We start from the raw sequence: 25,621 nt of genomic DNA on the forward strand, positions 1-25,621 counted from the left end.
GAAGCCGTGATCGGCCCCAGGGCGCTGCGCAAAACTTTCGTCGCGGTGTTGCTCAGCGTTGCTGAGCGAGCGCGAAGCCCACGCCGCCGTTCTCGTCGACGCGTGCGTCGAGCACGCGGTCATCGAGCTGAACGTTCGCGACGGTGTCGACGAACACACGGGCGCCCGAGTCTTCGACGACGGTATCGCCTGCTTCGGGGGCATCCGCCAGGTTCAGGGCGAAGCCTTCGTCGGGTGTGGTGGCCTCGCTGATGCGCAGTCCAGCCGTGTCGACCGGGATCTGAGCGAGGAGGTTCTTTACTGCGGTGGTGGCGTTCTCGGTGAGTGTGAGCATTGGTGCTCTCCTTCCGTGGATCGGGAAGAGGCAACGATGCCGAGAATCTGCGGCGATCGCACACTCTGACACACCATTGGCCGCCACTCACACGTAACGCGGAGGTTCAGACAGTGGTTTCGGCGGCGGTGGAGCACGCCTCGGGGCCGCGAGAGGCGGCGCTAGAGAGCGAGAAATCCGGCGTTCGTAGGGTGTGAACAAATCTCCGGGCATGTGGTCAGACCACATTAGGGGTTTGCACAGACTTTTCGCAGGTTTCTCTCAGTTGGCGGGAAACTTGAGGTATCCGAAGGCGGCAATCACACAGGATCCGCTGCAACCGAAGAAGAAAGGTCACATCATGTTCGCCCCTACTGCCGCCCCCGTTCTGCCGGGCGCAAATGCCACCAACGCGCCGGTCGCGACCCGCAGGGGCTTGCCGATCGCCATCGCTGTCGCCCGCATTCTGATGGGGTTCTACTTCTTCTGGGCCTTTATCGACAAGGTGTTCGGGCTGGGGTTCGCGACACCCGCCGAGCGCGCATGGATCAACGGAGGAAACCCCACGCTGGGCTACCTGTCGGGCGCAACTGAGAGCCCGCTTGCGAGCGTCTTCGCTGCGATCGCCGGCAACCCGGCCGTCAACGTGCTCTTCATGGCAGGTCTGCTCGGTGTCGGCGTGTCGCTGATGCTCGGAATCGGCGTTCGCATCGGCACGATCGCTGGTGCCGCGATGTTGTTCTTCATGTACTTCGCAGAGTTTCCACTGACGTTGACCGGGGCCACCAACCCGCTCATGGACAGCCACATCACCGACATCACCGTCATGGCGATTGTGTTCTTCGGTGTCTATGGTCAGCTCTTCAGCCTCGCTCCGAAGTGGCGCGAGATCGTCGGAGACAAGACCTGGCTCTGGTGATCTGCTGAGTAGTTCCGTCCCCCGCGTGCTCTGCGCGGGGGACGGCCTTTTGTGTGCGGGTCGTTCGGGGGTGAGGTTGACGCGCTCGCCTGCGGCTAGCAGTCTGGCTGTGTCACAGAGGAGACAACATGGATCTCGGCAAGTTCTCGGTCAGCCTGGCCGTGCAAGACATCGCAGCATCACGAGCGTTCTACGAGAAGCTCGGGTTCGAGCAGGTTGGTGGCGATCAGTCGCAGAACTGGCTGGTGTTGCACAACGGCAACGCGACCATCGGGCTGTTTCAAGGCATGTTTCCCAAGAACATTCTGACTTTCAATCCTGGGTGGGATGCTGAGGGCAACGAGGCCGATTCGTTCACCGACATCCGCGAGCTGCAGAAGGCGCTCGCAGAGAGTGATGTCGCGTTCGAGAGCACGATCGATGCCCCCGATTCGGGCCCGGCGAGTTTCGTGATCGTCGACCCGGATGGCAATCAGATTCTCGTAGACCAGCACCGCTAGCGCTCGCCGGTCGCGTGTAGCCGGCCGGGGAGGTGCGGATAGACTGGATGCCGCCAGCCTCTGTAGCTCAATGGAAGAGCAGTTCCGTCCTAAGGAAACGGTTGGGGGTTCGAGTCCCTCCAGGGGCACAGCCCTTTTTTTCCTCTGACCAGGAATTTCTTCTGTGGTCAGACCGCGCAGAATGCGTTTTTGCCCGCTTTTTGCCCGCATTCTGAAACTTTGAGGGCAGAAACAAGGCCCTTCACGACGCGTCATTCGACGTCTCGAAACACCGAAACCGAGCAATTCTGGCGTCTCGTGCCTCGCGCAAAAAAGAGCAACCTGCTTTCAGCGGGTCGTCGGCCGGACGTAGCGGGTTTGAGGCCCGGACGGCAGCGCCACCAACGGCATGGCGGCGTTCAGGCGGGCTGCGACGGCATCCAGATCGTCGTCGAAAAGATCGGCGTAGGTGTCGAGGGTCATCGCTGCCGACGCGTGCCCCAGCATCCGCTGCACCGCCTTCACGTTCGCTCCTGAGCTGATCGCGAGCGATGCGGCGGTGTGGCGAAGATCGTGAGGGGTCAGCCGCGGGATCGACGGGTCGGCCGCCTGCGCACGTTTTACCGCGTTCGCGAACCAGCCCTGTGCGCCCGAGTTGCGCATGTGATTGACACCGTCACCGAACAGCAGCCCCTCCGGTCCTTTGCCGGCGCACGCCTGCTCGATCATCGGAGCAAGGCGCTCGGGGTAGGGGACCGACCGCTTCTCGTGCGTCTTGGGGGTCCCCACGTGGATCATGTATCCGATCATCACCGCGTTCTCCTCGATGACGAAGCGCTTGCGCAGGCGGTTCACACTGCGCACTCGCAACCCGGTCGCCTCACCCCAGCGCAGGCCCGTGTATGCGAGCGTCAGAACGAGGGTTGGATGCGCCGAGCATGCCGCGAGGGTCGCCACCTGGTCGTGCGTGAGGTAGACGCGGCGCTTGCCCGGGCCGCTCCGGGGGAGGCTGCGCACATTCCGCGCCGGGTTGCCCGCGAGACGACGATCGTCGATCGCGACGTCGAGGATGCCGGCGAGCACTCCCAGGGCGCGAAGAACCACCGTGCGCGACTTCTGTGATGCGAGCTCGGACACCCAGTCCTGCACTTCGGAGCGCCGGATCGACCAGATCTCGCGGTCGGCCCAGACAGGTGCGACATGGTTCTTCCACGCCCGCTCGAGAGTCATGTAGTACGAGGGCTTCGTCATCGGCGGCTGCTTGGATCGCAGCCAGCTGTCCGCGAACATTCGCACCGGCACCCTGGACGCCGCCGGATCGATGTACTCGCCCTTCGCCTTCGACACCGTGACCATCGAGAGGTACAGCTGCGCTTCGCGAATCGTCGTGAAGCCGCGCTTCTCCGCCTCGGTGCGATCCGGCTTGCGATAGCGCACTCGGTAGCGGCGGCCCTTCGCCGATTCGTACGGGCTGATGCTGCCCATCTCGGCCTCCGCTCATGCCGGCTCAACGGTCAGTATCGATCCAGTGTCGGACACTGATGGGACGTCGTCAACGCCGCGGATGACAGATGTGGATAGATGGGGGAGAACGTCGTCAAGTGGCGCTGGGGGAGAGGAGCGCCTCCCTCCGACGCCGGAGTGTAGCGATCGATCGCGTCTCCGTTCTCGACGCTCACTCCTTGCAGACTCCGCGCTGGCGCGCGCCGATTTGCAGCCGTTCGCCGGCGAGCACTGCGCCGCGCCCGAGCGCTGGGTGGCTGATTGTCGGAGCGAAATCGTCGCCTGCGCGTGTACCGAGCGTCGGGTAGCGGCTCTCATCACTAGGCTGGAGAAGTTGCCAACGTAGGTGAGTAGAGAAGAGAAGAGTTGCGCAGTGAGCGACGAGCGTAACCGTAGCGAGGCCCTGAATCGCCCGATCGACGATTGGCTGCATCGGATCAGCAGCGGTCAGCTCCGACTTCCGAGTTTCCAACGGGGCGTCGCCTGGGACCGGGGTCGAGTTGCATCCATGCTCACCACGATCATCCAGGATCTCCCCTTAGGTATCACCCTGATCCTGGATGTTGGCGACGAGGAGAAGTTCCACTCTCGCCCGCTTGAGACCGCGCCGGAGCCGAGCTCGAAGGTCACCGAGCACCTGCTCGATGGTCAGCAGCGATTGACGGCGCTGTGGCAAGCGCTCAAGGCAACGAGCGCGGACGTGACGTACTTCATTCACGTGCCAGAGCTGGACGAAGATCCCGACAATGACGATCACGGTCTGTCAGTGAGAGCGGTCGTTCGCTGGCGCGATCGTCGCGGCGTCAAGCCGTTGTGGGCTGATGACCCGGCAGAGTGTCGACGACGCGGATTGGTTCCAGTTCGCCTTCTCGACCCGAGCGGAGATCAGATCGACCGCTGGGTGGATGCCGCGTACCCTGCGCCCATCATCGATGAAGCAGCGAGCGCCGAGGAACAAGTACAGGCACTTCTTGCGGAGCGCGCAGTCAGTGCGAGCAGGAGCGTTCTGAAAGAACAGTGGATTGGCCCGCTCCGCGAGCGGGTGAGGCATTACAACCTGCCGTACCTCAGGCTCCCGGCTGCCACCCATAAGGACGTTGCGCTACGCGTGTTCATCAACATGAACACGAACGCCAAGCCATTGCGGGCGTACGACATTGTCGTCGCCGAGCTCGAGAACGCTACGGGGGTGCGTCTACGAGAGTGGCTGCGAGCGTTGAACGAGACCCAGCCTGCGCTGGCCCGATACTTCGGCGATGTCGGTGACGCAGTTTTGCAGGTCTCTGCGCTCATGCAGGGCAAGCAGCCCAATCAGAAGGGTTACTACGAGCTCGACTACTCCAAGTTCGTCGCCGATTGGAACACGATGGCGGCGGGGCTCAAGCGGCTCACCGAACTGCTCGCGGGCGAAGGCATCTTCACATCGTCGCAGATTCCGAGTGGGCCCCCGTTGCCCGTCGCTGCCGCTCTCCTCGCGAGTTCAGCGGAGGATGGCGACGACAGAGCGCGCGTCGACCAACTCGTGCGTAGGTATCTTTGGTCGGCGTTCTTCACCACTCGCTATGTCGGTGCAGCCGCGACGCGAGCTGCCGCCGACTACGCACCCCTTCGGGCGCATCTCGATGGTGTAGGCGAACTCGAGAGCGTTCCCGTATTCGACCGTGAGCAGTACCCGCTGCCGACGCACAGAGATCTGCTTGCGGCGGACTGGTCGAAGAAGGCCGATCGACTCGGACGGGCAGTGCTCGCAACAACGACCTACTTCGGTGCACGCGACTTCGCCGACGACACGAAACTCTCGGCGGACAACGTTGGTCGCCGCGAGTATCACCATCTCTTTCCCGACGCCCTGCTCCGTGCAGCCGGGATCAACTCCTACCTCGCTCTCAACTGCGCGCTCATCACCTGGAAAACTAATCGCACGATCGGCCGGCTGGATCCCATCCAGTATCTGGAAGACCGCGCGCAGAAGGCGCCCGACCCTAGCGACGTCCGTGCACGTCTCACCACCCACCTCGTGCCGTATGAACTGCTCGTCGCGGCAGGGCCATACCCGCTCGATGTGGAGGGTTCCGAGCTCGCTGAGCTGGTGAGACCGCACTTCGATGCTTTCCTGTCCGCTCGCGCCCAGCTGGTCAGCCGGGCGGCTGTCGAACTCACCGAAGGACGCAAGCCAAGCCTCCACGACATCGTCGCTGCCGAAATCACGGAGGAACGCACGTGAGCATGGATGCCCCGCATTCGGCCGACCCGCGAGCATCGCGGATTGATCCCATGTCTCTCACGGAATTGGAGCAATACCTCGCACGCGCCGCCGACCTCCTCCGCGGCAGCATCGACCAGGCGGACTTCAAGGCGTACATCTTCCCGCTGATGTTCTTCAAGCGGATCAGCGACGTCTACCGCGAAGAGTTCGAGCAGGCGCTCGAAGATTCCGGCGGCGACCACGAGTTCGCGGCGTTCGCCGAGAATCACCGCTTCGCAATCCCCGACGGAAACCTGTGGGCAGACGTCCGTGAGAAGACCGAGAACATCGGCACCGCGCTGCAGACGGCATTCCGCGAGATCGAGAAGGCAAACCCCGAGACCCTATACGCCATCTTCGGCAATGCGAACTGGACGAACAAGGACAAGTTGCCCGACCGCAAGCTCGCCGACCTCATCGAGCACTTCTCGACGAAGACCCTGAGTAGTGCGAACGTCGCACCGGATGTCTTCGGCAACGCCTACGAGTACCTCATCAAGCGGTTCGCCGACCAGTCGAACAAGAAGGCCGGCGAGTACTACACCCCTCGCTCAGTCGTGGGCCTGCTGGTGAACATCCTCGATCCGCAGGAGGGCGAGAGCGTCTACGATCCCGCATGCGGGACGGGTGGCATGCTCATCGAAGTCATCGAGCATGTGAAGGATGCCGGCGGCAGTCCGAAAACTTTGTGGGGCAAACTCTACGGCCAGGAGAAGGTCCTCGCCACCTCCGCGATCGCACGCATGAACCTGCTGCTACACGGCGTCGAAGACTTTAAGATCGTCCGCGAAGACACGCTCCGCAATCCGGCGTACTACACAGGCAACCGACTCGCACGATTCGACAATGTGGTGGCCAACCCGCCGTTCTCACTCAAAGCGTGGGGTGATGTTGAGTGGGCGTCTGACCGGTGGGGTCGTAGCCAGCTCGGCGGGGTCCCGCCGAAGGGCTATGCGGACTGGGCGTGGGTGCAGCACATGCTCACCTCGGCCGACCCGAACACCGGCCGGGTCGCGGTCGTGCTGCCGCAGGGCGCGCTCTTCCGGCAGGGAGCCGAAGCACGCATCCGCACCCACATCTTGAATGGCAAGAAGGTCGAAGCGGTGATCGGTCTGGCGCCGAACTTGTTCTACGGGACGGGCCTTGCCGCGTGCGTGCTGATCCTGCGCCACCAGAGGCCCGCCGACCAAGAGGACAAGGTGCTGTTCATCAACGGCGAAGACCTCATGAAGAAGGGCCGCAACCAGAACACCCTCGAACCCGAGCACGCGGACAAGCTGTTCGACGCCTACCGCGGGTTCACCGACATCCCGGGCCGCGCTCACGTCGCCGACCTCGCCGAGATCGAGGGCCACGGCTTCAACCTCAACATCCCGCTGTACGTGGCTCCGGCAGAGGCGGGCGAGAAGATCACGCTCGCGGACGCGCTGGTGAACCTGGAGGCCGCGCACGAGCGGGCCAAGGAAACGCGAGCCGCGTTGGAAACCGAGCTCGCGAAGTGGGGGTTGAGCGCATGACCGGCCGGATCAGCCAGCGCGAACTCGAGAACTACCTCTGGGGCGCCGCCGTCATCCTTCGCGGACTCATCGACGCTGGCGACTATAAGCAGTACATCTTCCCGCTGGTGTTCCATAAGCGCATCTCGGACGTGTACGACGAAGAGCGCGCCGCCGCCCTCGACACGTACGGTGAAGAAGAGTTCGCCGATCTGCCCGAGAATCATCGCTTCGCGATTCCGGACGGATGCCACTGGCACGATGTTCGTGCAGTTACCGAGAACATCGGCGCAACGGTGTTGCGGGCGATGCGGGCGATCGAGTCCGCGAACCCCGACACGCTGCCCGGGGTCTTCGGCGACGGGGACTGGGGCAACAAGAACCTACTGCCCGACTCCACGCTCGCTGACCTGATCGAGCACTTCTCGACGCAGACCCTGTCGATCGCGAATCTGCCCGAGGATGAACTGGGCAACGGCTACGAGTACCTCATCAAGAAGTTCGCCGACGACTCCGGGCATACCGCGCAAGAGTTCTACACGAACCGCACCCTCGTGCACCTGATGACCCTCATGCTCGAGCCCCAGCCTGGCGAGTCGGTGTACGACCCGACATGCGGCACTGGTGGCATGCTCATCTCGACGGCGGCCGAGGTGAAGCGCCAGGGCAAGGAGTGGCGCAACCTCAAGCTCTACGGACAAGAGCTCAACTACGGCACCTCGGCGATCGCCCGTATGAACCTCTTCCTGCACGGCATCGCCGACGGACAGGTCGCGCACGGCGACACGCTCGCTCGGCCTGCGTTCCTGAACGAGAAGGGTGGCCTGCGCACGTTCGACGTCGTACTCGCCAACCCGCCGTACTCGATTAAGGCCTGGAACCGGGACGCCTTCGCCAAAGACCCGTACGGCCGCAACATGTGGGGCGTGCCGCCGCAGGGGCGCGCCGACTACGCGTTCTTCCAGCACATCGCCAGGAGCCTCGACCCCAAGACCGGCCGCGCGGCGATCCTCTTCCCGCACGGTGTACTGTTCCGTCGCGAAGAGGCCGCGCTGCGCGAAGCGCTTGTGAAGTCGGACTTGATCGAGTGCGTGCTCGGACTCGGCGCGGGACTCTTCTACAACTCGCCCATGGAGGCTGTCGTCATCACGCTTCGAGCCAACAAGCCTGCGAACCACCGCGGAAAGGTGCTGTTCATCAACGCGGTCAACGAGGTCGCGCGCGAACAGGCGCAGTCCTTCCTGCGCGACTCGCACCAGACAAAGACTCTCGACGCGTACCGTGGCTTCGCCGACGTGCCGCAGTTCACCACGGTCGCCACCCTCAGCCAGATCGCCGACAAGGCGTACAGCCTCGCGATTCCGCTGTACGTGGCTGGCGCAAAGGCGGCAGACGCAGGGGAGCAGATTGACGTGGTCGACGCAGTGGACGACTGGCGACAGGAAGCGGATGCGTCGGACGACGCGATTGTAGACGTGATAGCGCTGCTCCGCGCGGAGGTCGACGCGTGAGCCTCAACCTCGACAAGTCCACGTGGCAACGGGTCGCCTTCGGCGACGTCGTGCGCAATGTCAACGAGACGTTGAAGCACGCGGCAGCCAACGGTATCGATCGGGTCATCGCCATGGAGCACATGGATCCCGGCGAACTCAAGATCCAACGCTGGGGAGATGTCGCCGAGGGAACCACGTTCACTCGGCGGGTTCGCCCCGGGCAGACCCTCTTCGGCAAGCGCCGCGCCTATCAGCGCAAGGTTTCCTACGCCGAGTTCGACGCGATCTGCTCCGGCGACATATACACGTTCGAGGCGGACGAGAATCGCATGCTCGGCAATTTCCTGCCGTTCATCGTGCAGTCCGATCCGTTCTTCGACCATGCGCTCGACACCTCCGCCGGGTCGCTGTCACCGCGCACGAACTGGCGCGACCTCGCGAACTTCGAGTTCGACCTCCCGTCACTCGATGAGCAGAGGCGAATCGCCGACCTTCTTTGGGTCGTTGAGCGTCATCTTCAGGTGATCTCGGGCGAATGCGCGAGGGTCGAGCACCTGCGAGGAACGTACATCGAAGCAAACCTCCCCTTGAACTCGAGCACCGTTCCCTTGGGAGACGCCGCTTCAATCACTTCGGGTGTGACGCTCAGTCCAGCCAGGCGTTCGCTGCCTGACACCGCCCCCTACTTGCGCGTTGCCAATGTTCAGCGCGGGAACCTGGATCTGAGCGAGATCAAGCAGGTTGGTGCGACAGCGCCGGAAGCCGCTAGCAAAGGCGTTCGTCCGGGCGATGTTCTCGTTGTCGAAGGGCACGCATCCGTGGACGAGATCGGACGTGCCGCGATCTGGGAGCGGGATGATTCGCCACTCTTCCAAAACCACCTGTTCCGCGTGCGAGCCTCGGAGGGGTTCCGCCCCAACTTCATCTTGGAGTGGATCAATAGCGTGGGCGGTCGGGGCTACATACGAACCGTTGCCAAGAGCACCAGCGGTCTCAACACGATAAACGGCACCGTGCTGAAGTCCATGCCGGTACCGGCAGTGCCCGTTGAGCTCCAGGATCGACTCCTCGCACGACTCGATTCGATCGACCACGGACGGTCTGCCCTGATGTCTGAAGCGGCTGCGCTGTCGACCCTGAGGGCCTCGATCATCACTGAGACCTTCGGAGGCAACTGATGGCGCAATTCAACGAGGCGAACTCGATCCGCGATTTCCTCCGTGACCTAGTCACGTCCCCCGACGTACCGTTCGTGCCCGGCAGTCAGCTTCCGCGGCGCACCGACGAGGTACTGCTCGAGGGACTCGTCACGGGCGCACTGATGCGCCTGAACCCCGAGATCGCGGCCGATCCGCGCAAGGCTGACGAGGTCATCCATGTGCTGCGCGCAATCCTGATCTCGGCGCGCAACAGCCCGCATCCGGTCGTCGCGAACGAAGAGTGCATGGCGTGGCTGACGGGCCAGAAATCCATGCCGTTCGGCCCGAACGGTGAGCACACGACGGTGCGTCTCATCGACTTCGATCACGTCAAAGACGACTCGTCGAACCAGTGGATCGTTTCGACCGAGGTGACGTTCCAGCTCGGCGCGCTGGGCAAGCGATTCGATGTGGTGCTGTGGTGCAACGGCTTCCCGCTGGTCGTCGGCGAGGCCAAGACCCCGATCCGCGCGGCCTACTCATGGATCGACGCGGCCGCGCAGATCCACGACGACTACGAGGCGAGCGTTCCGCAGTTCTTCGTGTCGAACGTGCTGTCGTTCGCGACCGAGGGCAAGGACTTCCGCTACGGCTCCGTCGGCATGCCGGTGGAGCTGTGGGGGCCGTGGCGCGAGGAGGAGTCCGATCCGACTGCGCCAGCGAAGGTCGGTCTGGAGGCGGTCGGCGACGCGGTCCGAGGCGTGCTGTCTCCAGCATCCGTTCTCGACTTCTTGCGGTTCTTCACCGTGTTCGCGACCGACGCGAAGCACCGCAAGATCAAGGTCATCGCGCGCTACCAGCAGTTCCGGGCCACGAACCTCATCGTGGAGCGAGTGCTGCACGGCCGCATCAAGCAGGGACTCATCTGGCACTTCCAGGGCTCAGGCAAGTCGCTGCTCATGGTTTTCTCGGCGCTCAAGCTGCGTGCGATGGCGGAACTGACGAACCCCACGATCCTCATTGTCGTTGATCGCATCGACCTCGACACGCAAATCACCGGGACCTTCAACGCATCCGACGTTCCCGGGCTCGTGTCGACCGACTCGCGCAAGGAACTGCAGACACTGCTCAGCCAGGGCGCGCGGAAGATCATCATCACGACGATCCACAAGTTCGGCGAGATCGACGGGGTGCTCGACGACCGCCACAACATAATCGCGATGGTTGACGAGGCCCACCGCTCGCAGGAGGGCGATTACGGACAGCGGATGCGCGAGGCGCTGCCGGACGCGTTCCTGTTCGGTCTCACCGGCACGCCGATCAATAGGCGCGACCACAACACGTTCATGTGGTTCGGCTCCCCCGAAGACGAGGGCGGATACCTGTCGCGGTACTCATTCCAAGACTCGATCCGCGACGGAGCGACACTGCCCTTGCACTTCGAGCCGCGCCTGAGTGAAATCCACCTCGACCAGGAGAAGATCGACGCTGCGTTCGAGGAGCTCGCCGCGGAGCGCAACCTGACCGAGGGTGAGAAGACCACGCTGTCGAAGAAGGCAGCGTCGATCGAGGTGCTCATCAAGGCGCCCGACCGCATCCGTCAGATCGCCGACGACGTCGTCACCCATTTCGCTGAGAGGGTCGAGCCGGAGGGCTTCAAAGCGCAGCTGGTCGCCTACGACAAGGCATCGTGCGTCGCGTACAAGGAAGCGCTCGACACGATGCTGCCGCCCGAGGCATCCACCATCGTGATGTCGAAGGCGCGTACCGATCCCGCGTCCTGGGCGCAGTGGACGCCGGGTGCCGACGAGCTCGAGCAGACCGTCGCACGGTTCAACGACCCGGCCGATCCACTCAAGATCATCATCGTCACAGCGAAGCTGCTCACCGGATTTGATGCGCCAATCCTGCAGACACAGTACCTGGACAAGCCGCTCAAGGAACACACGCTGCTCCAGGCGATCACCCGCACGAACCGGGTGTACCCGCCGAACAAGACACACGGGCTGATCGTCGACTACCTCGGCATCTTCGACGACGTCGCGAAGTCGCTGGCGTTCGACGAGGCCGCGGTCCAGCAGGTCATCTCGAACATCGAAGAGCTAAGGGCCGAACTCGCGCCGGCGATGACCGCGGCGCTCTCGTTCTTCCCAGGGGTCGATCGGTCAATCGGCGGCTACGCGGGTCTCATCCAGGCGCAGGCGGCGATCGCCGCCGACGGAATCAAGGACGCGTTCGGCTTGGCCTACAGCGTCGTGTCGCAGCTGTGGGAGGCGCTCAGCCCCGACCCGATGCTCAAGGAGTCCCGCGACGACTACAAGTGGCTCACCGATGTCTACGAGTCGGTGCGGCCAGCCGACATCACGGGGCGGTTGGTATGGCACGCGTTGGGTGCGAAGACGATCGAGCTAATCAACGAGAGCATCCACGTTGAGATCCCGCGGGGCAACGAGACGATCGTCCTTGACGCGCAGACGATCGAAGACCTGATGACCGGCAAGCGCGAGGACGTCTCGCCCGAAGAGATCGAGAAGCAGATCACGGCGCGTATCGCACGCCATCTCAACAACCCGGTCTTCATTGAACTTGGCCAGCGCCTTAACGCGCTGCGCGAGAAGTACGCCGAGATCCAACAGTCCAGCCTGGACTTTCTCCGTGATCTCCTTGAGCTCGCGAAGGACACGGTCGCGGCGGAGAAGGCCGAGGACGAGATCCCGCGAGAGGAGAGGGGCAAGGCAGCACTGACCGAGTTGTTCGAGACTCTGAAGGGCGACGAGACCCCGATCATCGTCTCAAACGTCGTCGACCGCATCGACGAGGTCGTTCGGGCGGTGCGATTCGACGGCTGGCAGTCCACGATCGCCGGCGATCAGGAGGTGCGGAAAGCACTGCGCCAGACGCTCTACGTGCAATTCAAGATCCGCGACAACGATGTGTTCGAGCGCGCGCTTGGCTATGTCCGCGAGTACTTCTGAGCGCGATATCGACACTCTTCGGCACAGCGTCGGGTCGCTTCCAGCTGATGGCTTCTGCCTGATTGCCATGCCACGAACGCGCTCGATCGCCTTTCAGACGCAAGCTTTCCGTATCCCCATCAATGGTCGTGTCGCTCGCGGTTAGCAGGCTCATCCTGTCCAGCTCCATCGAGCGAGCGCGCTGCGCTAAAGCGCGTTACGAACGCGTACGGCTCTCCCGATGGATCCTTGCGGATCAGCTGCCTCGTCACAACAGAGAAACCTGCTTTGGCGAGCACATCTTCGAGGACATCGGGATAGACGGCCCTTGGTGTGAGAACTAGCGAACCGCTCGCGGTCTCAAAGTCGTAGTTCGGATTGCTGTTCGTATAGAGCGGGTGAATGTCAGCGATTACGAGCTCATCGCAGCTCGAGACTTGCGCGACCATGCGGCCCAGAGCCTCATCGGATGGCAAGCTAGTCAAGACGAATGACCAGACCGCGACCCAGCTCTCGACCGATGTGAAGATGTCAAGCTGGGAAAAGTCTGCGGTCGCAAAATCCATTCTCTGTGTTTGAGCGCGGAGCGGACTTGCCTCCACTTCAGTGTTCTGGTTGAACTGCTCTAGCATCTCAGACGAGCCATCGACGCCCAGCCAAACGATATCCCTATGCACGAAATGCGCGGCGATCATTCGCCCCGTTCCGCACCCGATATCAATAACTCCCTTTGCGCCACCATCAAGACTCTTGCGAATCTCGCCAATCACAACCTGATGCGCGGCATATAGGAAGCTGGTGTTGCGAGAGTCGTAGAGCGAGGCAACCTCGTCGTAGAAACCAATCGCCGCTTCGGGTGAGAAGACTCGGGCCACCCCGGTGCCCAGCGGTTCGGCGTGTGGTGGAAAGATACAGTCCAACGCTGTCCGCAGGCTCGATCCGCTGAATAGTTCTTCGTGTTCCGCGGTGAGCTGGGCGAGGCGAACAGTGATGTGCTCGCGCGTGTCGCTCGGGATGAGGTCGAGGAAGATGTTTACTCGGAAGTCGCTAAGATTCGTCAAGTTGACGAAATCGCGAACGTCCTGTTTGCCCTTCTCTGGGCTGCGTTGAAGTCGGGCGATAAGGGCAAGCAACTTTAGCAACGCAAGAGACTCGAGCGTCGGAACTAGGAGGTTCGCCAACTCCTGACCTTGAGCCGTGTATGGCACCGCGTTGGCTTTCACCCACTCGTAGTCCACGAAGGCGTATGTGTCGCGTTCGGTGATCTTTGGCCCAATGAAAGTTGTGCGACCGCTGCCTCTTTCTCGGAGAACCCACGCTGGCCGCATGACATCGTCGTTTTGATCTTCTACCGTGAATCGGTCCGTCGGGTACAGCTGGGAGATGAGTTCCATCGATGTCTTTGCAGGGCATACCAAGTCAATATCCGAAGAGTCTCGCGCTGGATAATAGCGGTGGACCGCGAGGCCACCGATGAGAAGGTGCGGTTCCCTAAGAAACCCATTGATCCGAACGAGCTCCTCGCGGGCATTGCTTAGAGCAACAACATTCGTCATGTGTTCGACTCTAGCGGGTGGTGGTAGGTGCATCTGAGGTGCTGCTGCCCTAAGTGGGGCTGATACCCCGGGGTGAGATGGTCCGGGATGGGTCGCATGATGGGCCTCTTGTACGTGACTGATGGTCCGCCGGGCGATCGTCCGGTCCGAGTGCGGGGAGGTCACCCGTGGCGGCCACAACCGCGAGACGAAGCGATTAATGGAGGCGGCTGATCGATACGCACGAGAGGGGGTAACTAGATGCGTGTGGAGCGGGTCTCCGTGACGCCGAAGCCACTCTGTTTACCCGGGGCCACCCGCAGCTCTGTTAGCTCCCGTGGTTCCAGCTTTAGAAGGCCATTGCCATAGCTGCGGCCAGCGAGCTCGAGCTGCGCAACGCCAATGGAGCGGAGCGCTGCGAACACTTCCTCCATGTCTGCGAACCTCTCCCAAAGCGACTCCTTCGGGTACATACCGATGAGGTTGTTGAGGTGAATCGCGCGACTTTCGTTCATGAGAAAGCGAGGTGTTGTCCCGTCTCGCTTCGCCATGTATACGAAGAGAAAGGGTGCGGGCTCGCGGGGCTCTTGCTTGAACGATGATGGCCGTCGGGCCACCAGGTAGCGGTCACCCACGGCAGCCTCGACGCGCTGCAGGTACTCAGCAAAAGTGGGGCTCTGGGATCGAATCTCATCAATCGTCGCAGGTGTGTCGATGAGCCATCGGCCTGAGGCAGGTATCGGATTTCCGTCAATGTCGCGCCCGATCCGCCCACCTCTGACCTCGCGGGCGCGAGGCGCGAGCGGACGAACCCACTGCCTGTGTACGTCCATCTTCTCGAGCTGGGAGTCGCTCAGCACGAAGTAAGAATTGGCTCCGGTGGCGATCCCGCGACGAAATGTGAAGATCTCACCAAGGCGAATGACTCCAGGGTCGGGCGCTGGGTGCGTGGTGCGGTCGAGCGCGGCGAAGGACCACCTCGGCGAGAGGGCCAGCGACCTCGTTGAGACGTCGCGGACCCTTATCGGCGCCGACAGTGTGCCACCTGTTGAGACCATCACCCGATTGCCGGGTGATGGCGAATTCTTCCTCAAGATGACTACGCATGTGGAGGCAAGCGCGTTGTCAAACAGCGGGTCACGAGAGTCGTAGGTGTGGAGCCTCAACAACTCGACCTTCGTTGATAGATAGCTTCGGAGGGCCGCGCCGTAGCCGGTCACCTGAAACTCTGACGGAAGTATCCACGCAGCTACGCCCCCTTGCCGAATCCAGGCATCCGCCTGAAGCACGAAGTAGACGTAGAGATCAGCTCGCGCAGTGACCTTGATTCCGAGCCGGGATGCGATTTGTCCCCGAAGGTTCGAGAGATCCTGCGAGATGTCTTGCGAGCGTCGGTACGGGGGGTTGGCGAGGACGAGCGACCACGCTCCTTCCTCGGCGGGCACTCCAAGAAAGTCGCCAGTCAAGACACTGATCCCAGAACGACGCCAACGTTGATTGGTTGACCTGGCAGTCGTCTCATCGATCTCTACAACCCGTGCCGAGTTGATGCGATCGCCGCCCACCGCCTCCCGCGCCGCCGCGTACAGAACTCCGTTCCCCACGGCCGGATCACCGAAGTCGACCATATCGCTTGGGTCAAGATTGGCGTACTTCGCGGCTGCGGCTGCTACATCGCGGGCGAGCTCGGGGGGCGTGGGGAACGATCCTCTCTTGCGTTGGTCAGCGCGGCGATGACGTGGACCTTCGCCTGTAATTGACCACACCTCCTCGGGGCTCCAGAAAGCGAGTTGCCCGGCCGGAGCCGTCGTCAGCGGGGTTAATCCCGAAGTGGCTGGCGCGCTGGCGACTGAAACTGACCCATCGACATGAATGGCGCGAGCAATCGCTTCCACTACGGCGATCCGCTGATCCGCAGTCAGCATCGCGATGGGTATGTCGCCGAGGCCTAGGTCCAGGAACACCGAACCACGGAGTGCATCGGCCGCCGTCGTCATTACGATGCCCCCTCGATCGGTCGCCGATGACCGAAGAAGCGCTTCGTGTGACGAGCCGTGGACGCTCAGCGTCGTGTGGAGTCTCAGTCCCCATGGAAAGCCTGTGAGCAATCGAAGTGCAGCCGACGCCACAGCGGACGGCGGTCCATCGTAGAGCGTGATGTGGGGAATGCTTGCGGGAAAATCTGGCTTGTAGGTCGCCAACTCAAGGTCTTCGGAGCTGCAGGCAAGGACGAGCGTCCGGATGCCACGCTCGCCGCCCTCATCGTCGAAGGTGGCTGGCCCCTCGATCACAATCTCCGCCCTGCGGGTGGTGCCGGCGGCTGTCGCGGCCCAGATGGCACTTCGCGAGCGGCTCGAGTGTCTGAGTGTGATGTGGGGGAGCGACACACTTGCTGGCTGGAGCACCCTGCGGAATAGTTCGAGCGCCCCCGAGATACTCGACTCCTGAAGAAAGGCAATCTCTACTGAACGCGCCACTACACCACCAGGGCCCGCAAGAGAGCTCCCTCCGAGATCTGGTCGATCTGCGAGACGAGAGTGTACAACTTGCCGCCGTACTGACTTGCGCGTTCGAACATTGCGGTCTTGCTCGCTGAGTCGCGAAACAGATCGTCGAGTTGCTCCGTCGGCAGAGCTGTCTGCTGTAGGAACCACGCGTAGTCGTCGAGGATGCTGTCCACCGCATTCGACAGCTCCGGGCGCTCTGTCGCGACCCGCATCAATCGTTCGCGCGGGGTCGCTGTCATGATCTCAAGCAATTCGTCCTGGCCGACGGAACCGCGTGCCGCGCCGACCGCGCAAATCGTCGCAAAGCACGTAGTCGCCCTGCTGTATTTGAGCTTGAAGTTTTTTGTGCGCGGCTTAGGATCTGCGGGGTCGCCGCCGCGATTGCGTTTGTGTTCGTAGTTCAGCAGCAGCGTCTTCCAGAAGCGCATGATGTCGTTTAAGAGAAACCAAGGTCGGAAGTTGTCTTCATGCGTAGGGAAGTCTCGGTAATACGACTCGACCATCGCACGCATTACGTCTTCATAGCTCTCATCGCCATAGAGGGGCTTCGACTCGAGAAGCAGCAGCATTCGAGTGGTGAAGTAGTTGCGTGAGTCGTCGATCGCGCTACCGAGGTGCTTGAGCACCTTCTTCGTCTCGTGTGACTGCAGATACTGAGCGTCGTTTGAAAGCTTCGGAAACCCGAGTTCTTCGACCGCGTCGATTAGCCGACCGAATAGCCGCAACTCGTTGGTGCGCCGCTGCTCCTTCGAGTCCTCCGAATGCCCATAGACGAAGAACAGGTCGATGTCGGAGTGCTCGCTCGCTTCGAGACGTCCGTATGATCCAACGGTGAAGATCGTGAGGGCGGGAAGCTGAATCGGTGATGCGAGGCCGCTGATGGCCCGCTTCAGCTGGTCGATCCGCTCAAGCGAGTACGCGCTTCGGGTCTGGAAGATATCGTTCACCATGGGGTCCCCCAAGATATTTTTTTCGGTCTGCTCGAACCTAGCGGTTTTGCGCGCAGCGGTTCGCATTCGTTCAAGTCTGAGGGCGGAACGCGCGACCTCGCCTCGAGCGCATGTAGCAGTAGATGAAAGAACCGAGCTGGAACCGCCATGAACGCAAGAGGACCCGCCATGAACCGCAATGCACGCAGGCACCAATGGTGGGCGACGCCGCTTGAAACCACTTGGCTACAGTTGCCTGCAACGCGCAAAAATACCTGGATAAGCGCAAAAACCTGGCCTACTCTGGCGCCATGCGCGGAGGGCTCGAGCGGTGGAAGAGGGGCGTCGAATCCCACGGCGTTCGACAGGCAATCTCGTACGCGCTCGAGGGCACGTGCGACGCACACATGCCCCACCACACGGGCGCCGACGCGCTCGAGGGGTATGGCGCAGCATCCGATTCCACCGTCTCTCGATTCATCGTCGACAACGGCGTCATCACGACCGACCAACTCACGGCCGGCGGCCTTCGTGTCTGGCTCACCGGGCACGACCCGATCACGGGGGAGGAGCGAAGCCACCAGCGACTCAGCCCCGACGCCGACCTGCTGCTCGACGGAACGCTCAACCACCCGAAGTCGTATAGCATCGCGGCGCTGCTGCATCCCGAGCTCGCGGAGGAATTCGAGGCGCTGCAAGACCGGTTGCGTGAACGCATCCTGCTCACGTGGCAGACCGAGCTCAACGCGCGGCGCGGGCATGGTGGGCTCATCCGCGAGGAGATCACGCGCATCGAGGTTGTCGAGCTGCAGCACCGCCGATCCCGGGCGCTCGACCCGCACATCCACCGCCACCGGCCCCGCGGGCACCGGCAAGACGACGATGTTGCGGGTTGCGTTCGCCGCGCTCTCGGCGCAACGGCGGCGGATGCTCGTCGTCGCACCGACCAGGAAAGCGGCCTCGGTGGCGTCACGCGAGGTGGGGGCTGCGGCATCCAGCATCCATGCACTGCTCTCAGATCACGGATACCGGTGGGGTTCCGATCAGGTCGGTGCGAAGGTGTGGACGCGACTACGCGTGGGGGAGATCGACCCGAGCACGGGTGTCGCGTATGGCGGGCCGACGCAGTACGTGTTGCGGTCTCGCGATCGGATCGTGGTCGACGAAGCGGGCATGGTCGATCTGCAGACCGCGAACGTGCTCGTCGACCTCGCGATCGAGCAGGACGTCGGGCTCGCGTTCGTCGGCGATCCGCACCAGGCGTTGCCGGTCGGGCATTCCGGTGCGATGGGGTCGGCGATTCGGCATGCGAATGCCGCCGTTGAGCTGGACACGGTGCATCGGTTCCGCGATCCCGAGTACGCGGCGCTCACGCTGCGCCTGCGCGGGGCTCATGATCGCGATCATGCGATGGCCGTTGCCGGTGAGCTTGCGGAACGCGGCCACGTCGAGCGGGTCGACCATCACGACGCGGCGCGTGAGCGGATGATCGACGCGTACTTTGAGTGGCACGCGCGTGGGCAGCGGGTGGCGTTGGTGTCGGGCACCAACGCTGAGGCGGATGTCATCAACGACGCGATCCAGCAGCGGCGAGTTGATCAGGGTGAGCTGGTTGCCGGGGTGGTCGCGTGGGGGATGGGGGAGCAGCGCATCCTCGTCGGCGACACCGTCCAAACGCGCCGCAACGACCGGCTCACGGGTGTCGAGAATCGTGCGCAGTGGATCGTGCGTGGCATCCGCGACGAGTACGTCGACCTCGTGTCGATTGGCGATAGCGGCGAGCTGCGGGGAGTGTCCACCGAGTACGCGCGCGAGCACCTGCAGCTCGCCTACGCGTCGACGGTGCATGGTGTGCAGGGCGACACCGCCGATGCGTCGGTGGTCGGGCCGGATGTGGACGCGGCGGGCCTGTACGTGGGTCTCACTCGCGGGCGGGTGCAGAATGTTGCGATCGTGGTCGCGCGGACGGATGATGCTGCCCGGGAGCGTCTCGCCGAGTCGATGCAGCGCGGCACGCCGGAGCTGACGATGCAGGATGCCGTGCGTGGGGCGCGGGCGGAGTTGCGGCGGGCGGCGCGGGTGCGGGATGCGGCGGCGATGGCGAACGGGCCGGTGGTTGGCGCGCCGAGTGCGGGAGGTGGGATCGGGCTGTAGTGGCGTTCGGTTCACGGGCGCTCAGCGGGCGAGTGCTCGTCCGGGCTACTCGGGCGTGGCAGTGGCCGGCATCAGGCTCCCTCGTATGACTCCTCTCGTGGTCCGCTGACCGACCGGCTTTCGATCGGGCGGCTCAGCACGGTGGCGGCGGCTCTTTCAGGCATCCGGGCCTCGCGTTGTATGGCGACGTCGCCAGATCTCAGTAAAGTCACGAGCGTGACTTCGACGCCGTCCTTGCCGGACCTCGCCGCATCCGCCGTCCACGCACTCACCGGCGAGCGATGGGCGATCATGGATGCCTCGTTGCGGGTTCCCCGTACGCCGGGCCTGTACGCCATTTACGGCGACGAGCGGGCCTGGAGCGACCTTGATCTCACGCCGGCGCCGGATCAACCGCTCTATGTCGGCAAGGCCGAAGAGAGCTTAGTCTCCCGCGATCTGAACGGCCACTTCGCCACGAACCCGAACTCGAAGGCCCGCACCGGCGGCTCCACGGTGCGCCGCTCGTTCGCAGCACTCCTCCGCGATGTTCTCAGTTTGCGCGCGGTTCCGAGGAACCTCGTCAAGCCTGAACGTTTCGCGAACTATGCTCTTGCCGACGGCGGGGACGCACGGCTCTCCGAGTGGATGCATGCCCGATTGACGCTCGCGGTCTGGCCAGCACCAACGGGCATGCCAGTCCGACTGGGCGACGTTGAGACTGCTGTGATCGTGCGCTTTACGCCGCCGATCAACCTTGACAAGAACCCGGGCAAGCTCGCCCGCCTCAGCCGTGCACGCGCCGACATGGCCACCGAGGCCTCCCGCTGGCGACCCGAGCGCCCAGAAGGAGCACTCCGTGACTGAACGGTGGATCTATGAGCACACCGCCGACGGGTCGGCCCGCTTCGTCCTCGGCACCGTCGGTACCAACCCGCTCGTGTGCTTCGGGATCAACCCGAGCACGGCCAGGCCCGGTGGACTGGACAACACCGTTACACAGGTCGCGAAGTTCGCTGCTACCAATGGCTTCGACAGCTGGATCATGCTGAACGTCTACCCGCAAATCTCCACCGATCCGAAGGGTCTGCACCTCCAGCACCGTCCCGACCTGAAGGCCGAGAACGAGCGCCAGATCGCCCAGATCGTCCAGGGGCGTGCGACGCTGCTGGCCGCCTGGGGGAACAACATCGACAGACGCCCGTACCTTCGTGAGCTCCTCGGTGACATCGTCGGGGTGACCACCGCCGCTGGAACCCAGTGGGTCTCGCTGGGCGAACTCACCAAGGCCGGTAACCCTTGGCACCCGCTCTACCGTTCCGGCAGGACGCCGCTTGTCTCGTTCAACATGGCCCGATACATGGCTGTTCAGTAGCGAGACGGGCGGCGCTCTGGGTTGCGCACCGGACGAGTAGATCGCGCGAGCCTCGCCCGCGGCCGCGAACTCAGATACGGCCGTGTCGGGCCGGCTTGCCGCCCGAAGTGCTGACTGTCTCGACGCGCCTGGAGGCGCATGCCGGTACGACGGTGAAGACTTCAGGGATGATCGAAGTCGCCCCGAGCCTAGTCGCAGTGATCGGCACCCTTCTCGGTGCGACACTCGTTTACGTTTTCCAGAGTCGGCTCAGCGCTCGCCAAGTGGACGAGGCCCGTCGCGATCGACGCCGAGAGGACTACGTCGACGCGGCGACTGCCCTCGCCTCAGCCGTGTCGACGCTGATTCAATCCGAGTACGACCGTGCCAAGAGCAGGTTCCAGGGGATTGAGGGCGAGCAGAGGGATCGAGCGCGCAGAGACGTTTACGACAAACGGACCCTGACTCGCAGCGCTACATTCCGGCTTCAGCTTGTGGGCAGCCCAATCGAGGACGGCCACTTGGTACTCGACGCAGAAGAGCTGATTAGGCTGTGCCGCTCGATTTCCACCGACTCAGCTACGCCCGCTGACGCAGACGTGCGCAAGCGCGCGGCGGACGACGCGCTCGCGGCACTGATAGGCGACGCCCACCGTCGGGTCAACGAAATCTGACGCGCTAATGCCATGTGATTGCACGAGCGACTTGAGGCAGCGTCACACGGGACCCGCCATCGAGCTAGCAAGTGAACGTCGGAGTTGCGCGAATGACTCACCGTCCCGAACCACGCCGTACAGGTGAACGCCGACGGCAGCTGCTCCTGCAGTCCTCTACTGCCGGAACACGAGGGAGACGCTAGATAGCGGGCGGATCGCTCTGCTCGGCATCGATGGCTCTTAGGAAGTCGACGAACCGCGAACCACGGTCAGAGATTGTGATCGAGTCGACTCCCGACGCGCTAGCCGAGAGGCTGACTAGCAACTGGCTCTGTAGATCTTCCACGGCGTCAGTAACGACCGCGGGCGCAGGTCCATTGATTCCGAGGGCGCTGCCGAGCGCGTAGTCGATCGGCGCGGGGTCGCTTGGCAGATCATTGCCCGCGATAACGCTGCCGCCTTGGCGCGCGATGTATGCCAGTAGCCAGACGTGAAGGTCGTCAAGCCGCTCGACGAGGAGGGTGTGTTGGGCGAGCTCGGCGGATGCGAACTTGGACCAGGGTCCAACCTCAGCGACACAGGCGGCGAGTCGATGCCGCTTACTAACGCTGCCGGTCTCTGAAGCGATGCGCTGAGCACGAGCAAGGGCCGCGAGGAAGTCGTCCGAGGAGAGGATTGTCTCCACTATCACCGGCGTATTGAGCAGTTGTGACACCCGCTGCAACTCAGCCACCACGCTGACGTCGAAAGCGTGGCGACGCTCCTTATCCCGCGTGGCGAGCGCATGGTCGAATGTACGACCAAGCATCCCGCCGACGATTGGGATCGCTTCGATTCCAATGCCGACGACTAGGGCCAGCGCATCCTCAGCGGGTTCATGCGAGGGGAGGCTGTCGTTGAGTTCAGTCGGCATAGCACCAGTTTGGCGGATGCGCGGGCGCCCAGGATCCCGGGCTCCACCGCGATTCTGATCTAGATCCTGCGATCTGACGGCGGTCGTAGCACAAGGAGGCTGGCCATCGAGCATCGCGTGTGTTGTGAATGTCGCTTGTCGGGTCGGAGTGCTGAGCGCGGGCCCATAGGGCAGGGTCGCGAGTAGAGCCACACGCCACTGAGCTACGCGCGCTTGGCTGCTACGCGATGTCGTGCTCCGGCTTTGTCGTCGGGCACGGCTAGTCTTCAAACATGTCCAGTATCCTCATGCCGTCGGTCTCGGCCATGGAGGTCGAAGCGGCGCTGCGGCCGACTGCTGAGCGGAGAATCGCCGCGATGCTGTACGGAAGCCATGCGCGAAAAGGTAATGAAGCTGGCTCCGACGTCGATGTCCTGGAATTAGTGGCCGACTCGCCCGCCCCATACGCGGTGGGCGAGATCAACGTGACGCAGTACACGCCCTCGCATCTCGGAGCGATGGGCCAGCGAGGCAGTCTCTTCGTCCTTCATCTTCGAACCGACGGCGTCACGATTTCGGACTCCACGGGCGCTCTTCAAACCGCGCTTGACCAGTACCGTGAGCCGGCATCTTACGAACCAATCTGGCGGCAATTGTCAATCGTTGCTGGCGCGGTGAATCCGAGAGCGGAGGACGCCGATCGCTACGCGTCAGGGTTAGCCAGGTTGGGACTGTATGCGCTCCGGACCGCGATCTACATCATCGCCATCGAAGGCGGAGCCGCATGCTTCGACGTCGACATCGCAGCCGAGCGCATGAGTGTTCCCGGACTCGCGAAAGTGCTCAAGTGGCGCCGTCGCACCGAATTCTCTTTGGCGGACGTCGCTGTCTTGTCAGGGCTCCTAGCGAGGGTGTTGCCCATTGCGATCCGGACGGACTTTCGGTCGATCGTCGCGTACGCAGTCGCAAACTCCAACACGCCCGATCTAGCTGCGCTGTTCACCACCGTTCTCGGTGGAGGAGAGATCGAGTACAGCGCTCTTTCGGTGCCACCGTTTTGAAATCAGAATTTGCTGTCATCGGCGATATTCATGGGGAGATCCATTCCCTGGAACGCGCGATCGACTGGATCAGCGACTGGCCTGCAGACCTAATTTTTGTGGGTGACTACGTCAATCGCGGTGCGCACTCCCGGGAAGTCTTGGACCTACTCGTAGAGCTGAAGTCCGACTTGGGAGACCGAGCGAGCTTCCTCCTTGGCAATCACGACCTTGCCCTCCTGGACTTCCTCAATGGCGCGTCGCCTTCGTCGCTGCTAGCTCACGGCGGCCTGACTACCCTCAACAGCTACATCGGGAGCAACGTCTCGGACGAGCCCTTCTCGCAGATGCGTAATTCGTTCCCGACGACCCATCGACGGTTTCTGAACGAGCTCGATGTGTGTTGGGAGACGCCCGAGGTTGTCATCGCTCACGCCGGCATCGATCCCACGCAACCTGCCAGCCGTATGAGGAAAGACCTCGTGCTTGGAAGCCACCCCAGTCTCTTCGAACCACGGGTGATACTCCCGAAGCTCGTCGTCGCCGGGCACTATGTACAACGAGACGGCAGGCCGTTCATGTCGGAAAAGTTCGTCTGCGTCGATTCGGGCTGTGGCGCCGTTCCGGGGGCACCTCTATCGATTGTCGTCTTTCCGAACCGCGAAGTAGTTTCAATCTGAACAGGAGCGACCTTGACCGACGTAAGGCAAGCCACGGCGGAGATCACACGAGCCCTCGCGAAGGGAGAGCGCGTCCTCTGTATTCACTACTCATGCGAGAGTTTTTACGACGTGCAGGATCGGCCCTTGGCAATCGCAGCAATTGGTCTCGCCGAGATTTCTGATACAAGCGGCGAGGCGAGCGCCGAGGTGTTCTCTATCGCGAATTCGGCGCAGAACGACGATCCAATCGCTCGCGAGAAGGAAATGCTGAAGCGATTCTTCGACCACGCCAACCTCATCCGTGACGCTCGCTGGGTCCACTGGAACATGAACAATGCTTCTTACGGATTTCCGGCCATTTTGGCTCGGTACCGATACCTGTTCGGTAGCGATGCGCCAGCGGTGTTTAGTGACGACCGCCTCTACGATCTTGATGCCATGATCGAAGGGCGCTACGGAAGCGACTTCGCGCGCCATCCCAAGATGCGGAGCCTGTTCTCGCTGAACGGCTGGTATATGCCGTTCTTCATGAGTGGAAAAGATGAGGTCAACGCATTCGGCGACAAGAACTTCAAAGCGTGCGAGAACTCCACGGGCGAGAAAGCGAGCCTTTTGGCTGTCGCACTTGCCGCGTTCGTTCGAGGCGATCTGCTCACAGCGAATTCCGTCGGGCGGCTCACGTTCGCTGACGCCCAGATGGACGCCGTGGAAGTCGTTCAGAGCTTGGGCGACCGGATGCTTTTGGTTGAGCGCGAACTCGCCCATCGACACGATTCGAGAGCCACGATTGAGGTGAACGATGAGTACGACAGCCAGGATCTTTTCCGGTCCCTTCTCCGCATCTTCTTCGAAGATGTGCGACCGGAGGTCGTCAGCCCGCAGTACGCCGGTGGATCTTCACGCGTTGACTTTTTGCTTCCGGAGTTCGAGCTCGCCATCGAACTCAAGTTCACGCGCACTAGCCTCCCGGACCGAAAGCTTGGCGAAGAGCTCATCGTCGATCGTGATCGCTACTCAGCCCTCGACGGGGTGCGGCACCTGATCTGTCTGGTCTTTGATCACAAGGGGATCTTGCGGAACCCTCGTGGCCTGGAGCGGGACCTCGCGCGCGAGGCCAGCCTCGATGATTTCGCTGTCACGGTACGAATCTTCGACCGCTAGCCCCGTGCTCGACCACGCGTCGATGCACAACCTCAAGGCCGAGTCCGACGCGTCAGGTTCTGCTTGGCGCTCGACGACCCGGTTCCGTATCGTGGCCACGGTTCCTCCTTCGTCGTCCAGCTTTCCCGCATCCGTGTGCCGTCACCCGACGATCGCGGATGGATTCGACTAGAACCACCGCATCGACGGTGATATGGACCAACGCACGGCC

20 protein-coding genes, 1 tRNA gene and 1 pseudogene are annotated in these 25,621 nt (G+C 62.6%); 16 read left to right on the forward strand and 6 right to left on the reverse strand.

What is annotated here, in order from left to right; all coding sequences use genetic code 11:
• Positions 1 to 52: 52 nt before the first annotated feature.
• Complete coding sequence (locus tag SJY18_RS13435) at positions 53 to 334, reverse strand: Fe-S cluster assembly protein HesB (protein WP_337337546.1); 282 nt, start codon at positions 332 to 334, stop codon at positions 53 to 55.
• A gap of 340 nt (positions 335 to 674) precedes the next feature.
• Here SJY18_RS13435 and SJY18_RS13440 point away from each other — a divergent pair, with 340 nt between their 5' ends.
• The 3 genes from SJY18_RS13440 to SJY18_RS13450 all read left to right on the forward strand — a co-directional run bounded on the left by SJY18_RS13440 (position 675) and on the right by SJY18_RS13450 (position 1,860).
• On the forward strand, positions 675 to 1,232 hold the full coding sequence (locus tag SJY18_RS13440; protein WP_396667924.1) for a hypothetical protein: 558 nt from the start codon (positions 675 to 677) through the stop codon (positions 1,230 to 1,232).
• Positions 1,233 to 1,360: 128 nt separating this feature from the next.
• On the forward strand, positions 1,361 to 1,732 hold the full coding sequence (locus SJY18_RS13445; RefSeq protein WP_396667925.1) for a VOC family protein: 372 nt from the start codon (positions 1,361 to 1,363) through the stop codon (positions 1,730 to 1,732).
• A 56-nt stretch (positions 1,733 to 1,788) separates the two neighbouring features.
• Positions 1,789 to 1,860, forward strand: a tRNA-Arg gene (locus tag SJY18_RS13450).
• A 199-nt stretch (positions 1,861 to 2,059) separates the two neighbouring features.
• On the opposite strand, the gene SJY18_RS13455 is transcribed toward SJY18_RS13450, so the two are convergent.
• Complete coding sequence (locus SJY18_RS13455) at positions 2,060 to 3,148, reverse strand: tyrosine-type recombinase/integrase (RefSeq protein WP_396667926.1); 1,089 nt, start codon at positions 3,146 to 3,148, stop codon at positions 2,060 to 2,062.
• A 439-nt stretch (positions 3,149 to 3,587) separates the two neighbouring features.
• Here SJY18_RS13455 and SJY18_RS13460 point away from each other — a divergent pair, with 439 nt between their 5' ends.
• The 5 genes from SJY18_RS13460 to SJY18_RS13480 are packed head-to-tail and all read left to right on the forward strand — an operon-like array spanning position 3,588 to position 12,562.
• Positions 3,588 to 5,438 (forward strand): DUF262 domain-containing protein, encoded by a 1,851-nt coding sequence (locus SJY18_RS13460; protein WP_396667927.1) that lies wholly within the window; start codon positions 3,588 to 3,590, stop codon positions 5,436 to 5,438.
• Positions 5,439 to 5,440: 2 nt separating this feature from the next.
• Positions 5,441 to 6,976, forward strand: a complete 1,536-nt coding sequence (locus SJY18_RS13465) for an N-6 DNA methylase (protein ID WP_396668926.1) — start codon at positions 5,441 to 5,443, stop codon at positions 6,974 to 6,976.
• Entirely contained in the window at positions 6,973 to 8,466 is a 1,494-nt protein-coding gene (locus SJY18_RS13470) for an N-6 DNA methylase (protein WP_396667928.1), read from the forward strand. Before SJY18_RS13465 ends, SJY18_RS13470 begins: the two co-directional genes overlap by 4 nt.
• On the forward strand, positions 8,463 to 9,626 hold the full coding sequence (locus SJY18_RS13475) for a restriction endonuclease subunit S (protein WP_396667929.1): 1,164 nt from the start codon (positions 8,463 to 8,465) through the stop codon (positions 9,624 to 9,626). The genes SJY18_RS13470 and SJY18_RS13475 overlap by 4 nt, the downstream gene beginning before the upstream one ends.
• Positions 9,626 to 12,562 (forward strand): type I restriction endonuclease subunit R, encoded by a 2,937-nt coding sequence (locus tag SJY18_RS13480; protein WP_396667930.1) that lies wholly within the window; start codon positions 9,626 to 9,628, stop codon positions 12,560 to 12,562. The genes SJY18_RS13475 and SJY18_RS13480 overlap by 1 nt, the downstream gene beginning before the upstream one ends.
• Before the next feature lie 119 nt (positions 12,563 to 12,681).
• On the opposite strand, the gene SJY18_RS13485 is transcribed toward SJY18_RS13480, so the two are convergent.
• From SJY18_RS13485 to SJY18_RS13495, 3 genes are all read right to left on the reverse strand, one after another.
• Positions 12,682 to 14,130 carry a nucleotidyl transferase AbiEii/AbiGii toxin family protein gene (locus SJY18_RS13485; protein ID WP_396667931.1) on the reverse strand — a complete coding sequence of 483 codons (1,449 nt, stop codon included), beginning with the start codon at positions 14,128 to 14,130 and terminating at the stop codon, positions 12,682 to 12,684.
• A gap of 203 nt (positions 14,131 to 14,333) precedes the next feature.
• On the reverse strand, positions 14,334 to 16,367 hold the full coding sequence (locus SJY18_RS13490; protein ID WP_396667932.1) for an Eco57I restriction-modification methylase domain-containing protein: 2,034 nt from the start codon (positions 16,365 to 16,367) through the stop codon (positions 14,334 to 14,336).
• Positions 16,368 to 16,552: 185 nt separating this feature from the next.
• A complete protein-coding gene (locus SJY18_RS13495; protein WP_396667933.1) occupies positions 16,553 to 17,533 on the reverse strand; it encodes a nucleotidyltransferase domain-containing protein in 981 nt (326 codons plus the stop codon).
• Between the two features lie 386 nt (positions 17,534 to 17,919).
• Here SJY18_RS13495 and SJY18_RS13500 point away from each other — a divergent pair.
• From SJY18_RS13500 to SJY18_RS13520, 5 genes and pseudogenes are all read left to right on the forward strand, one after another.
• Positions 17,920 to 18,306 (forward strand): annotated as a pseudogene (locus SJY18_RS13500) (relaxase domain-containing protein); the annotation flags it as partial.
• Positions 18,307 to 18,394: 88 nt separating this feature from the next.
• Positions 18,395 to 19,666: an ATP-dependent RecD-like DNA helicase gene (locus SJY18_RS13505; protein ID WP_396667934.1), complete on the forward strand. Its 1,272-nt coding sequence runs from the start codon at positions 18,395 to 18,397 to the stop codon at positions 19,664 to 19,666.
• A 216-nt stretch (positions 19,667 to 19,882) separates the two neighbouring features.
• A complete protein-coding gene (locus SJY18_RS13510; RefSeq protein ID WP_396667935.1) occupies positions 19,883 to 20,512 on the forward strand; it encodes a GIY-YIG nuclease family protein in 630 nt (209 codons plus the stop codon).
• Complete coding sequence (locus tag SJY18_RS13515; protein ID WP_396667936.1) at positions 20,505 to 21,020, forward strand: DUF1643 domain-containing protein; 516 nt, start codon at positions 20,505 to 20,507, stop codon at positions 21,018 to 21,020. The genes SJY18_RS13510 and SJY18_RS13515 overlap by 8 nt, the downstream gene beginning before the upstream one ends.
• A gap of 167 nt (positions 21,021 to 21,187) precedes the next feature.
• Positions 21,188 to 21,673 carry a hypothetical protein gene (locus tag SJY18_RS13520; protein WP_396667937.1) on the forward strand — a complete coding sequence of 162 codons (486 nt, stop codon included), beginning with the start codon at positions 21,188 to 21,190 and terminating at the stop codon, positions 21,671 to 21,673.
• 181 nt (positions 21,674 to 21,854) lie between these two features.
• On the opposite strand, the gene SJY18_RS13525 is transcribed toward SJY18_RS13520, so the two are convergent.
• Positions 21,855 to 22,568 carry a hypothetical protein gene (locus SJY18_RS13525; RefSeq protein ID WP_396667938.1) on the reverse strand — a complete coding sequence of 238 codons (714 nt, stop codon included), beginning with the start codon at positions 22,566 to 22,568 and terminating at the stop codon, positions 21,855 to 21,857.
• 272 nt (positions 22,569 to 22,840) lie between these two features.
• Between SJY18_RS13525 and SJY18_RS13530 the strand changes: the two genes are divergently transcribed.
• The 3 genes from SJY18_RS13530 to SJY18_RS13540 all read left to right on the forward strand — a co-directional run bounded on the left by SJY18_RS13530 (position 22,841) and on the right by SJY18_RS13540 (position 25,410).
• Positions 22,841 to 23,608 carry a hypothetical protein gene (locus SJY18_RS13530; protein WP_396667939.1) on the forward strand — a complete coding sequence of 256 codons (768 nt, stop codon included), beginning with the start codon at positions 22,841 to 22,843 and terminating at the stop codon, positions 23,606 to 23,608.
• The gene (locus SJY18_RS13535) at positions 23,605 to 24,267 is read left to right on the forward strand and encodes a metallophosphoesterase family protein (RefSeq protein ID WP_396667940.1); all 663 of its coding nucleotides are present in this window, start codon (positions 23,605 to 23,607) and stop codon (positions 24,265 to 24,267) included. The genes SJY18_RS13530 and SJY18_RS13535 overlap by 4 nt, the downstream gene beginning before the upstream one ends.
• Before the next feature lie 126 nt (positions 24,268 to 24,393).
• Positions 24,394 to 25,410 (forward strand): hypothetical protein, encoded by a 1,017-nt coding sequence (locus tag SJY18_RS13540; protein ID WP_396667941.1) that lies wholly within the window; start codon positions 24,394 to 24,396, stop codon positions 25,408 to 25,410.
• Positions 25,411 to 25,621: the final 211 nt, after the last annotated feature.

Source organism: Microbacterium sp. R86528 (assembly GCF_044596335.1).
Classification (GTDB): Bacteria; Actinomycetota; Actinomycetes; order Actinomycetales; family Microbacteriaceae; genus Microbacterium; species Microbacterium marmarense.

What these genes read in the sequence shown, in the direction of transcription:
- SJY18_RS13470 (WP_396667928.1), top strand. Translation starts at nt 6,973, where the DNA reads ATGACCGGCCGGATCAGCCAGCGCGAACTCGAGAACTACCTCTGGGGC.
- SJY18_RS13445 (WP_396667925.1), top strand. Translation starts at nt 1,361, where the DNA reads ATGGATCTCGGCAAGTTCTCGGTCAGCCTGGCCGTGCAAGACATCGCA.
- SJY18_RS13465 (WP_396668926.1), top strand. Translation starts at nt 5,441, where the DNA reads ATGGATGCCCCGCATTCGGCCGACCCGCGAGCATCGCGGATTGATCCC.
- SJY18_RS13435 (WP_337337546.1), bottom strand. Translation starts at nt 334, where the DNA reads ATGCTCACACTCACCGAGAACGCCACCACCGCAGTAAAGAACCTCCTC.
- SJY18_RS13440 (WP_396667924.1), top strand. Translation starts at nt 675, where the DNA reads ATGTTCGCCCCTACTGCCGCCCCCGTTCTGCCGGGCGCAAATGCCACC.
- SJY18_RS13485 (WP_396667931.1), bottom strand. Translation starts at nt 14,130, where the DNA reads ATGCACCTACCACCACCCGCTAGAGTCGAACACATGACGAATGTTGTT.
- SJY18_RS13530 (WP_396667939.1), top strand. Translation starts at nt 22,841, where the DNA reads ATGTCCAGTATCCTCATGCCGTCGGTCTCGGCCATGGAGGTCGAAGCG.
- SJY18_RS13505 (WP_396667934.1), top strand. Translation starts at nt 18,395, where the DNA reads ATGTTGCGGGTTGCGTTCGCCGCGCTCTCGGCGCAACGGCGGCGGATG.
- SJY18_RS13495 (WP_396667933.1), bottom strand. Translation starts at nt 17,533, where the DNA reads ATGGTGAACGATATCTTCCAGACCCGAAGCGCGTACTCGCTTGAGCGG.
- SJY18_RS13480 (WP_396667930.1), top strand. Translation starts at nt 9,626, where the DNA reads ATGGCGCAATTCAACGAGGCGAACTCGATCCGCGATTTCCTCCGTGAC.
- SJY18_RS13525 (WP_396667938.1), bottom strand. Translation starts at nt 22,568, where the DNA reads ATGCCGACTGAACTCAACGACAGCCTCCCCTCGCATGAACCCGCTGAG.
- SJY18_RS13520 (WP_396667937.1), top strand. Translation starts at nt 21,188, where the DNA reads ATGATCGAAGTCGCCCCGAGCCTAGTCGCAGTGATCGGCACCCTTCTC.